Origin of the sequence: uncultured Brevundimonas sp. (assembly GCF_937870815.1) — a bacterium.
Classification (GTDB): Bacteria; Pseudomonadota; Alphaproteobacteria; order Caulobacterales; family Caulobacteraceae; genus Brevundimonas.
This window is the reverse complement of record NZ_CALMZS010000173.1, coordinates 1-10,375: the sequence shown is the minus strand read 5'-3', so window position 1 is coordinate 10,375 and position 10,375 is coordinate 1. Positions and strand designations below refer to the sequence as shown.

Here is a 10,375-nt window from a genome sequence, read left to right as displayed (position 1 = left end):
GTGATCGCCGCGGAGGTGAAGCCGGGCGACCTCGTGGTGCTGCTGGGCGCCGGCGACATCACCCAGTGGGCCTATGCGCTGCCGGGCCAGCTGGAGGGGCTGGGGTGATCATACCCTCTCCCGATGGGAGAGGGCTTGAGCGCACGGCGGCGCAGCCGTCGTCCTTGCGCGAAAGGGCGAGGCGACCGTCAGCGACGAATGTCCACCAGCCGACCCTCATCCGACGGGGCTCCGCCCCGCCACCTTCTCCCATCGGGAGATGGAATCCTGAGCGAGACCTTCAATGACGTGGCGTGACTCCCTTCCCCCGGTGCGCGGCAAGCTGCTGCGCGACGAGCCGCTGGGGCCGTTCACCTGGTTCCGGGTGGGCGGCAATGCGGATGCGCTGTTCATCCCCGCCGACCCGGACGATCTGGCCGGTTTCCTGAAGGCCCTGGACCCGGCCACGCCCGTGACGGTGCTCGGCGTCGGTTCGAACGTCATCGTCCGCGACGGCGGGGTCGAGGGGGTGGTGGTGCGGCTGGCCGGGCGGCCGTTCGCCGCGATCACGACGGACGGCGACACGATCACCGCCGGAGCCGGGGCGCTCGACTCCATGGTGGCGAAGGCGTCGGCCAAGGCGGGGCTGGCCGGGCTGGAATTCTACGCCGGCATTCCGGGGACCATCGGCGGGGCCCTGACCATGAACGCCGGCTGCTATGGCGCGGAGACGAAGGATGTCCTGGTCTCGGCCCGGGGGCTGACGCGGGCGGGCGGGCGGATCGACTATGCGCTGGCCGATTTCGGCTACACCTATCGGCACTCCGAGGCGCCCACGGACATCATCTGGATCGAGGCGACCTATCGGGGCAGGCCCGACGACCCCGAGGCCGTGGCCGCCCGCATCGCTGAAATCACCGCCCGCCGGGAGCAGACCCAGCCGATCCGCGAGAAGACCGGCGGCTCGACCTTCAAGAACCCGCCCGGCCATTCGTCGTGGAAACTGGTCGACGAGGCGGGCTGGCGCGGGAAACTGTTCACGGCGACCGGCGGCGGGGCCATGTTCAGCGAATTGCACAGCAATTTCATCATCAACCCCGGCGAGGCGACGGCCGCGGACATCGAGGGCCTCGGCGACGCCGTGCGGGCGGATGTGCTGGCGAAGACCGGCGTCCAGCTCGACTGGGAGATCAAGCGGATCGGGCGACCGGCCTGAGGGTCTCGGCCGCTTGAGCGACGGCGGCGTTATGACTATGATGACCAACATGAGCCCCGCCGTTTATCCCAAGCCCGCTCCCACGGCCGAATGGTCCGTCGCCGAGGCGAAGGCCCGGTTCAGTGAACTCGTGGCGAAGGCCAAGGCCGGCGTCCCGCAGCGCGTGACCCGCTACGGCAAGGACGAGGTGGTTGTGGTTTCGGCTGCCGACTGGGCGCGCAGGGAAGCCATCGGCAAGCCGGACACCCGCAAGCCAGGGACCTTGCTGGAGTTGTTCGAACCGTTGCGCGGGTCAGGCGTCGTGATTGAGAGAATGCCGGGCAGCCTGCGGACCCCGGTGTTCGGCGACGACGATTGACCTATCTTCTCGACACCAATTCCATTTCGGAATTCACCAGGACGCCGTCCGATCCAAAGGTGATGGCCTGGTTCGGATCCGTGATCGAGGACGACACCTACCTCAGCGTCGGCACCCTGGCGGAAATCCGCATGGGAATAGAGAACCGCGCGATCAATCGGCACGGCGTCGATCTGGAAGCCTGGCTCACGAGGGCGCTGGTGCCTCGCTTTTCAGGCCGAATCCTCGGCATCGACACGGCAACGGCCGACCTGTGGGGCCGATACACCTTCACCCTCAAGGGGCTGGGCCGGCCCGATCCTGCCGTCGATGCGCTTATCGGCGCGACCGCCGTCGTCCACGAAATGGTCGTCGTCACGCGCAACGAGCGCGATTTCGCGCCTCTCGGCGTGCCGGTGCTCAATCCCTGGACCTATCGAGCCTGAGCATCGCGAAAACGCTCCGGCTCGCGGTCAAAGTAAACGCGACGTAAACCCTGATCGGGAGATCAAGAGGATCGGCCGCCCGCTCCAGACCCCCAGCTTGAAGCGGGCGTCATTATGACTATGATGACCAACATGAACCGCCGCGTCGATCCCAAGTCGCTCCATCCCGCCGAATGGTCGGTCGCCGAGGCCAAGGCCCGGTTCAGCGAAGTCGTGGCCCGCGCGCGGGCGGGACAGCCGCAACGCGTGACACGATATGGCAAGGACGAGGTCGTCGTCGTATCGGCGCAGGACTGGGACCGGCTCAACGAACCCCAGACGTTTGGCGCGGACTGGAAAAGCAGGCCCGGGGGCCTGTTGGAGCTTTTCGCCCCCATCATCGGGTCGGGAGTCGTGTTCGAGCGATTGGGCGGCGACCTGCGTCCGGCCTTCGACGACGATCAATGACCTTCCTGATCGACACCAATATCATTTCGGAGTTGAGCAAGCGTCCACCCGACCCCGCGGTCCTTTCCTGGCTGAAAGGGGTGCGGCCCGATGAGACATTCCTGAGCGTGGCCGTCGTGGCGGAACTGCGCGCGGGGATCGAGCAGAACGCCGTGAACCGGTTCGGCGTCGATCTTCAGGACTGGCTCGTCGTTTACGTCCTGCCCAATTTCGAGGGTCGGATTCTGGGTGTCGATGAGCGGGTCGCCGATCTGTGGGGGCGATTCGTCTTCCGCCTGCGCCGTCTGGGCGCCAAGGAGCCCGTGATGGACGCACTGATCGCGGCGACGGGCGCGATACACGGGATGACTATAGTGACGCGCAACACAAAGCATTTTGCGCCGCTGGACGTGGCCGTGCTGAATCCCGCGGATACCCGCCCATGACCCGCCCGTTCGCAGACTTGCACGTCGCCGTCCTGATGGGCGGGCTGTCGTCCGAGCGGGAGGTGTCCCTGTCCTCGGGCGGGATGTGCGCCGATGCGCTGGAAGGGCAGGTGGCGCGGGTCAGCCGCGTCGACGCCGGGCGCGACCTGGCCCAGGTGCTGACGGCGCTGAAGCCCGACGTGGCGCTGAACGCCCTGCACGGCCAATGGGGCGAGGACGGCTGTGTCCAGGGCATCCTCGAGACGCTGCAGATTCCCTATACCCACTCCGGCGTGCTGGCGTCGGCGCTCACCCTCGACAAGGACAAGACCAAGGCGGTGCTGAAGGCCGCGGGGGTGATCGTCCCCGGCGGCGGCCTGTTCGACCGGCACGAGGTCGCGCGGGGCCATGTGATCCCGCCGCCCTATATCGTCAAACCCAACGCCGAGGGCTCGTCCGTCGGCGTCTACCGGGTGCTGGAGGGCGATGCTCCGGTCGCCGCCGTGGGCGCGGACGACTGGACCTACGGCGGGCGGGTGATGGTCGAACCCTTCATTCCCGGCCAGGAATTGGCCGTGTCGGTGCTCGGCGAGAAGACCGGCCCGCGCGCCCTGACCATCACCGACATCACCCCGGTCAAGGGCTTCTACGACTACGAAGCCAAGTATGCGCCGGGCGGATCGGTCCACAAGCTGCCGGCCGAGCTGCCGCCCCATGTGTTCGAGGCGGCGCTTCGGCAATCCGAGCTCGCCCACACCGCTCTTGGCTGCCGCGGGGTGTCCCGATCCGACTTTCGTTATGACGATCTTAACGACGTTCTCGTTCTTCTGGAGGTCAACACCCAGCCCGGCATGACGCCGACCTCGCTCGTCCCCGAGCAGGCCGCGTTTGTGGGGATGGGGTATAAAGACCTGGTCCGGTGGATGGTGGAGGACGCCTCATGCCCGCGGTAGTTCGCGGCGGTCGGCGACAGAGTTCGAAACAGCCCGCCAAGCGGCCCGGGGCTCCGAAGGGGGGCAGGGGCCGCGCCCCCCGCAATGCGCCGGCCGTCCCCGGCAAGGTGGCGGCCATCGGCCGGCTCGACCTGTCGCCCCGCGCGGTGATGATCTCCGTGGCGGCCGGCATCGTCGTGCTGGCCGGGGTGCTGGCGACCGGCGCCCGCGCCGACCGCATCGGCGCCTCGATCGGCCGGGGCCTCGACGGCGTCGCCGTCGGCATGGGGCTGAAGCTGGAGAAGGTCTTCATCGAGGGCGAGTCCGCCGAGGCCGCCGCCGCCATCCGGCGCGCGGTGCAGCTGGACGGCGGCCAGGCCATGACCTCGATCGATCTGGACGCCGTGCGCCAGCGCGTCGAGGGCGTCGGCTGGGTCAGGGAGGCCCGCGTCGTGCGCCTGCTGCCCGACACCCTGATCGTGCAGGTGACCGAGCATGACCGGCTGGCCGTCTGGCAGGCCGGGGGCCGCAACCTGGTCATCGACAGCCACGGCCAGGTGATCCGCGGCGCCGACGCCGGCCGCTATCCGAACCTGCCGCTGGTCGTCGGCAAGGGGGCCGAACAGGCCGCCGCCGAGGTGCTGCCGCTGATCGCCCAGCGGCCCCGGCTGATGGCCCGTCTGGAGGCGCTGGTGCGCGTCGACGAGCGCCGCTGGGACCTGCGCCTCAAGGACGGCAGCCTGATCCAGCTGCCGGCCGCCGACCAGGACGCGGCCCTGATCCAGCTCGACGCCCTGGACCAGCGCGAACGGCTGCTGGAGCTCGGCTTCGCCCGCATCGATCTGAGGACGCCCGAGGAGGTCGCCGTCCGGCCCTCCGCCGGCGACGCATAGGGTTTGTAGAATGGCTGGGCGGTCTGTGGACAAGTCTGTGGATGGCGGAAAATCCGCCGCGGGCCGCGCGCCGGTCGTGGCCGCGCTGGACCTGGGCCAGTCCAAGGTCGGCTGCTTCATCATGAAGCCGGACGGCGTGCGCCACGCCGACCGCACCATCCGCGTCGCGGGCGCGGGCCATGTGCAGTCGCGCGGCGTCCGCGGCGGCGGCATCGTCAACATGGACGAGGCGGCCCAGGCCATCGGCCATGCGGTCGAACGGGCCGAGCGCGCCGCCGGCTCGCCGGTCTCGGGGGTGGTGGTGACCACCGCCATCGGCCAGATGGCCAGCCATCGCGTCCAGGCCCGCGTCTCCCTCGGGGCCACTCCGGTCGGCGACGCCGACCTGGCCCGCGCCATCGCCATGGCCCTGGCCCAGATCCGCCTGCCCAACCGTCGGCCGATCCATGTGCTGCCGATCGCCTGGTCGGTCGACGGCGCGCGCGGCGTGCACGATCCGCGCTCGATGAAGGGCCATTCGCTGGGCCTCGACCTGCTGGTGGTGTCGATGGCCGAGAGCGCCTTCACCGCCCTGAGCCACTGCCTGGAGCTGGCCCACCTCGACCTGCAGGGGGTGGTGGCCGCGCCGGTGGCCTCGTCGCTGGCGGCGCTGGAGGACGACGAGATGGACCTCGGCTGCGTCTGCATCGACATGGGCGGCGGGGCGACCTCGGCGGCGGTGTGGGGCGGCCGCTCGCTGCTGCATATCGAGAGCCTGAATGTCGGCGGCGACCACGTCACCGCCGACATCGCCCGCGGCCTGTCGACCTCGCGGGCCGGGGCCGAGCGGCTCAAGACCCTGCACGGATCGGCCATGGCCTCGGCCAACGAGGACCGCGAGATGCTCGAGGCCCCGCCGCGCGGCGAGGATTCCTCGGCCGGGCCGGTGGTGGTGCCGCGGGCCATGCTGAAGACGGTGATCGCGCCCCGGGTCGAGGAGACGCTGGAGCTGCTGCGCGACCGGCTGCGCAACGCCGGGGTCGGGCTGGAGCCGGGCGCCGGCCTGGTGCTGACCGGCGGGGCCAGCCAGCTGAACGGGGTGCGCGAACTGGCGGTGCGGGTGTTCGACCGGCCGGTGCGGCTGGGCAAGCCGCAGCGGGCGCCGCACCTGGCCGACGCCGCCTCGGGTCCGGCCTTCTGCGCGGCCGCCGGGGTGCTGCTGCGCGCCGCCTACGGCCCGCGCGAGGCGGTGTCGGCCCGCAAGCTGATGTCGCGACAGATCACCGCCGCCGACGCGCCCCGCACGCACCGCGGCGGAATTGTGGCGCGGGCGGCGGGGTGGTTGCGGGAGAATCTCTGACAGGACCGCGGCGATCCGCCCGCCCCGCGCCCCCGCGCCTGCGATTTCGGTCTCGTGGCGCTGGTGTGTCCAGATTGTAACAGACAGGGCCCTGAATAGACGCCGATCCGTCACATTCGCTTGTCGGACCGGCCTTTGCTGATAGCGTGCCCGTTCAAGGCAGAGTTCGCCGCCCGGCGGGCCTTGCTTGTCGTTTTCATTCTCGGTTGGGGCCAATCAATGCTTCTCAAGCGCAAATTTCTCTTCGGCACGACGATCCTCGCGGGCGTCATGGCCGCCACGGCTCCGGCCCTGGCGCAGGACGGCCAGCCGACCGGCCGGGACGGTCAGGATGCGACCGAGGTCGAAGAGATCGTCGTCACCGGTTCGCGCATCCGTCGTGATCCGACCAATGCCCCGACCCCGCTGATCCAGGTCCCGCGCGAGGCGCTGCTTACGACCGGTCAATCGACCGTGATCGACTATCTGGCCACCATTCCGGCCCTGTCCAACTCGGTGGTGCCGTCCGACACCACGGGCGGCAACCTCAACGACGGCGGCCTGTCGCTGCCGAACCTGCGCAGCCTTGGCCCGGGCCGCACCCTGACCCTGGTCGACGGCCGCCGTCATGTCGGATCGCAGGCCGGCTCCCTGGCGGTCGACGTCGACGCCGTCCCGCGTCTGCTGATCGAGACCATCGAGATCGTCACCGGGGGCGCCTCGTCCATCTACGGCGCGGACGCCGTCTCGGGCGTGCTCAACTTCGTGCTGCGCAAGGATTTCGAAGGCCTGGAGATCGACGCCAACTACGGCATGATCAACCAGGACGGCCAGGCCAGCAAACGGGTCTCCGCCCTGATCGGCGAGAATTTCCTCGACGGCCGCCTCAACGTCTACGCCCACGGCGAGTATGAAGACATCGACGAGGTCCGCAGCCTCGATCTCGACTGGCTGAGAGCCGCCAATATCGGACCGTCGACCTTCGGCTTCGGCCTCGACGCCGATCCGGCGGCCACGCCATACGATGGCGACCTCGACACGGACGTTGTCGGCAACGCCCGGCGACTCGATCGCCCGCGCTGGGGGTCGACGACCCTGGCCAACGCCCAGCAGCCCAGCCCTCTGAACGACCCCGACGTGCCCTATTTCCGGTGCCTGGCCGTCAACAGCCCAAGCTGCTACAGCGTCGATCCGGCCAAGACCTGGTGGTTCGACGGCACGACGGCGCGCCTGGCCAATTTCGGTACGCGGGTCGGCAATACCGGGACGAACCGGGTCTTCAACGTCGGCGGGGACGGCGAGAATCCGGCGAATTTCGGCCAGGTCAGCCGGTCGCCCGAATCGACATCGCAGCGCTATCAGGTCGGGACCACCTTCGACATCCTGTCGAATGTGACGGCCTTCGCCGAATACAAATTCATCACCGAAGACACCTTCGACGTCTCCCAGCCGACCTTCTTCGACATCTTCCTGAACGACGACACCCGCCGGGCCGACCAGGCCAACCTGCTGCGCGGCACGACCCAGTTCGACCTCAGGTACTCGGACAACGCCTTCCTGCCGGAAAACCTGCGTGAAGCGATCCGCACCAATATGGTGACCAACTATTCGCCGCCGACCGCGACCTCGCCCGGCACGCCCCTGGCGCCGGTCCTGCGCCAATGGGCCGACCACCGCATCTTTGGCCCTGACCGGATGCAGACCAACACCCGCGAAATCAATCGCTTCGTCCTCGGCCTGAGGGGCGACCTGGACCAGCTGGCCTTCGTCAAGAACATCGATTGGGAAATTTCCTACGTCAACGGCACCCTGGACAACGTCAACAACGAGCGGGGCGTGGACAGCCAGCGCTTCGCCCTGGCGGCGGACGCGGTGCGCGACACCGCCGGCGTCCTGGGCACGCCCGGCGCCATCGTCTGCCGCTCCACCCTGCTGGCCGCCCAGAACGTGGCCATGGGCAACCTCGACGACCGGGTCCGCGGCGGCGATCTGCGCGACACCCAGTACGGCCGCGACTCCATCGCCCAGTGCGTGCCGCTGAACGTCTTCGGCGCCGGCAACCAGTCGGCCGAGGCCCTCGCCTATGTCGACGCCTCCATCAACGTCCGCGAGACCAACGAACAGGAACAGACCGTCGCCGTCGTCTCCGGCCAGCTGTGGGATTTCTGGGGCGCCGGTCCGATCGGCCTGGCGCTGGGCCTGGAGCGCCGCCGCGAATATACCGAGGGCATCGGCCGCAGCGCGGACACCGCCGGGCGTCTGCTGTTCCTGAACAGGGGGCCGGACTTCCCCGGCGCGGAGTATGAGAGCGACGAAGCCTTCGCGGAACTGTCGCTGCCCCTATTCCGGGACAGCTTCCTCGGCGAATACGCCGAACTCAGCGGCTCCTACCGCCAGGCCGACTACACCACCGTCGGCGAGGTCGAGGTCTATGGCGTCAACCTGGTCTACCGGCCGATCCAGGACATCGCCTTCAAGACCAGCTTCAACTCCTCGGTCCGGGTGCCGAACCTGGCCGAGAATTTCCGCCCGGCCAGCCAGACCTTCTTCAACGGCGTGGTCGATCCCTGCGCCACGGCCAACATCCTCGCCCAGAGCAATGCGGAGATCCGCAACAACCGGATCGCCAACTGCACGGCCTTGGCCCAGCAACAAGGTCTGACCTTCGACTTCGCCGGCGCCACCCCCACCAACACCGACGACTTCGTGCCGGTCTACACCTCGGGCGTCGCCGGCGTGAACGCGGGCAACCCCTTCCTGCGTCCCGAGGAGTCGGAGAGCTTCACCTTCTCCACCGTTCTGCAGCCCCGGTTCATTCCGAACCTGAGCATCATCCTCGACTACTACGAGATCGAGATCGACCAGGTGATCGCGGCGGTCAGCGCCCAGACCGCGGCCAACAACTGCGTCAACGGCTCGTCGCTCAACTCGGCCGCCTGCGCGACCATCTTCCGCCGCGACCCGACGCCGGGCCGCGAATTCTACATCGGCGCGCCGGCGGACGACCCGATCGGGGGCTTCATCCAGGGCTCGATCAACTATGCCGCCCTGACCACGCGCGGCCTCGACTTCACGGCGCGCTACGCCCTGGACCTCGAGGAGGTGACCGGCCGGAACTGGGGTCGTCTCGATTACTCGATCGGCGGCCTGTGGCTGATCGAGCAGGAGCAGTTCCTCAACTCCAACGACCCGACCGACGGCACTGAACTGTCCAGCACGGTGTTCTACCCGCGGGTCCGCTTCACCTCGTCGCTGACCTATGCGCCCACGGACACCGTCAGCGTCAACTGGACCGTGGACTGGCAAACCGCCCAGGACATCGTCCAGCGGCGCGACTTCGTCCGCAACGCCGACGCCCGCCCCGTCAAATATCTCGACACCGGCAATTTCGCCCGTCACGACTTCACGGTGCGGTGGAAGGTGCGCGACGATCTTTCGGTGCGAGCCGGCGTGGTCAACGCCTTCGACAACGATCCGCCGATCCAGCTCGGCCTCGCCACGACGAGCAATTTCGATCCGTTCGGCCGGCGCTTCTTCTTCGGCCTGAACTATCGTCCCTGGTAGGATACGGCGACCTGAAGACGGAAAGGGCGGCTCGCGAGAGCCGCCCTTTTTGCCTGTCCACAGCGGAGAATCTGCGGCGAAGGTTAACGAAATCCGTGGCTCCGGACCCGACTCAGCCTATCCGGTAACACTTGCTTAAGCGGATGGGGTGTTTCCTTAACGCGCTCATAACCAATGCGATTCGGCGGGGCTTTCGCATCTGGAACTGCAGGGCAGGGTCGGAATTCAAGGTCGGAACATATGTCTCTCTCGCTGGTGCGTCCGCAACATACGGAATTGAAGCCCCGCATCGTCGTCTTCGGCGTCGGCGGCGCCGGCGGCAACGCCGTCAACAACATGATCGACGCCGGCCTCGATGGGGTCGAGTTCGTGGTCGCCAACACCGACGCCCAGCACCTGTCGTTCGCCAAGACCGACCGCCGCATCCAGCTGGGCGAGACCATCACCCAGGGCCTCGGCGCCGGCGCCCACCCCGAGGTCGGCATGAACGCCGCCGAGGAGTCGGCCGAGGAGATCTACGGCCACCTCGACGGCGCCCACATGGTCTTCATCACCTGCGGCATGGGCGGCGGCACCGGCACCGGCGCCGCGCCGGTCATCGCCAAATGCGCCCGCGACCGCGGCATCCTGACCGTCGGGGTGGTGACCAAGCCCTTCACCTTCGAGGGCCGCCACCGCATGCGCCTGGCCGAGGCCGGCATCGCCGAGCTGCAGCGCTATGTCGACACCCTGATCGTCATCCCCAACCAGAACCTGTTCCGGGTCGCCAATGAGCGCACCACCTTCGCCGACGCCTTCGGCATGGCCGACCAGGTGCTGCACTCGGGCGTGCGCTCGAT

11 protein-coding genes are annotated in these 10,375 nt (G+C 68.5%); all 11 read left to right on the top strand.

The window, feature by feature from the left end; translation table 11 throughout:
• A partial coding sequence (locus tag Q0588_RS11300) for a hypothetical protein (RefSeq protein ID WP_298746093.1) occupies positions 1 to 108 on the top strand: 108 nt, incomplete at its 5' end.
• Positions 109 to 283: 175 nt separating this feature from the next.
• Positions 284 to 1,195 (top strand): UDP-N-acetylmuramate dehydrogenase, encoded by a 912-nt coding sequence (gene murB / locus Q0588_RS11295; RefSeq protein WP_298746092.1) that lies wholly within the window; start codon positions 284 to 286, stop codon positions 1,193 to 1,195.
• 37 nt (positions 1,196 to 1,232) lie between these two features.
• Positions 1,233 to 1,553, top strand: coding sequence for a type II toxin-antitoxin system Phd/YefM family antitoxin (locus Q0588_RS11290; RefSeq protein WP_298746091.1), 321 nt, complete (start codon positions 1,233 to 1,235; stop codon positions 1,551 to 1,553).
• Positions 1,550 to 1,978: a type II toxin-antitoxin system VapC family toxin gene (locus Q0588_RS11285; RefSeq protein WP_298746089.1), complete on the top strand. Its 429-nt coding sequence runs from the start codon at positions 1,550 to 1,552 to the stop codon at positions 1,976 to 1,978. The genes Q0588_RS11290 and Q0588_RS11285 overlap by 4 nt, the downstream gene beginning before the upstream one ends.
• Positions 1,979 to 2,110: 132 nt before the next feature.
• Positions 2,111 to 2,425, top strand: coding sequence for a type II toxin-antitoxin system Phd/YefM family antitoxin (locus tag Q0588_RS11280; protein ID WP_298746087.1), 315 nt, complete (start codon positions 2,111 to 2,113; stop codon positions 2,423 to 2,425).
• Positions 2,422 to 2,850, top strand: a complete 429-nt coding sequence (locus Q0588_RS11275; protein ID WP_298746084.1) for a type II toxin-antitoxin system VapC family toxin — start codon at positions 2,422 to 2,424, stop codon at positions 2,848 to 2,850. Before Q0588_RS11280 ends, Q0588_RS11275 begins: the two co-directional genes overlap by 4 nt.
• Positions 2,847 to 3,782, top strand: coding sequence for a D-alanine--D-alanine ligase (locus tag Q0588_RS11270; protein ID WP_298746082.1), 936 nt, complete (start codon positions 2,847 to 2,849; stop codon positions 3,780 to 3,782). The genes Q0588_RS11275 and Q0588_RS11270 overlap by 4 nt, the downstream gene beginning before the upstream one ends.
• On the top strand, positions 3,770 to 4,654 hold the full coding sequence (locus Q0588_RS11265) for a cell division protein FtsQ/DivIB (protein ID WP_298746080.1): 885 nt from the start codon (positions 3,770 to 3,772) through the stop codon (positions 4,652 to 4,654). The genes Q0588_RS11270 and Q0588_RS11265 overlap by 13 nt, the downstream gene beginning before the upstream one ends.
• A gap of 10 nt (positions 4,655 to 4,664) precedes the next feature.
• The gene (gene ftsA, locus Q0588_RS11260; RefSeq protein WP_298746078.1) at positions 4,665 to 5,993 is read left to right on the top strand and encodes a cell division protein FtsA; all 1,329 of its coding nucleotides are present in this window, start codon (positions 4,665 to 4,667) and stop codon (positions 5,991 to 5,993) included.
• A 219-nt stretch (positions 5,994 to 6,212) separates the two neighbouring features.
• A complete protein-coding gene (locus Q0588_RS11255; protein ID WP_298746076.1) occupies positions 6,213 to 9,536 on the top strand; it encodes a TonB-dependent receptor in 3,324 nt (1,107 codons plus the stop codon).
• Between the two features lie 240 nt (positions 9,537 to 9,776).
• A partial coding sequence (locus Q0588_RS11250; RefSeq protein WP_298746074.1) for a cell division protein FtsZ occupies positions 9,777 to 10,375 on the top strand: 599 nt, incomplete at its 3' end.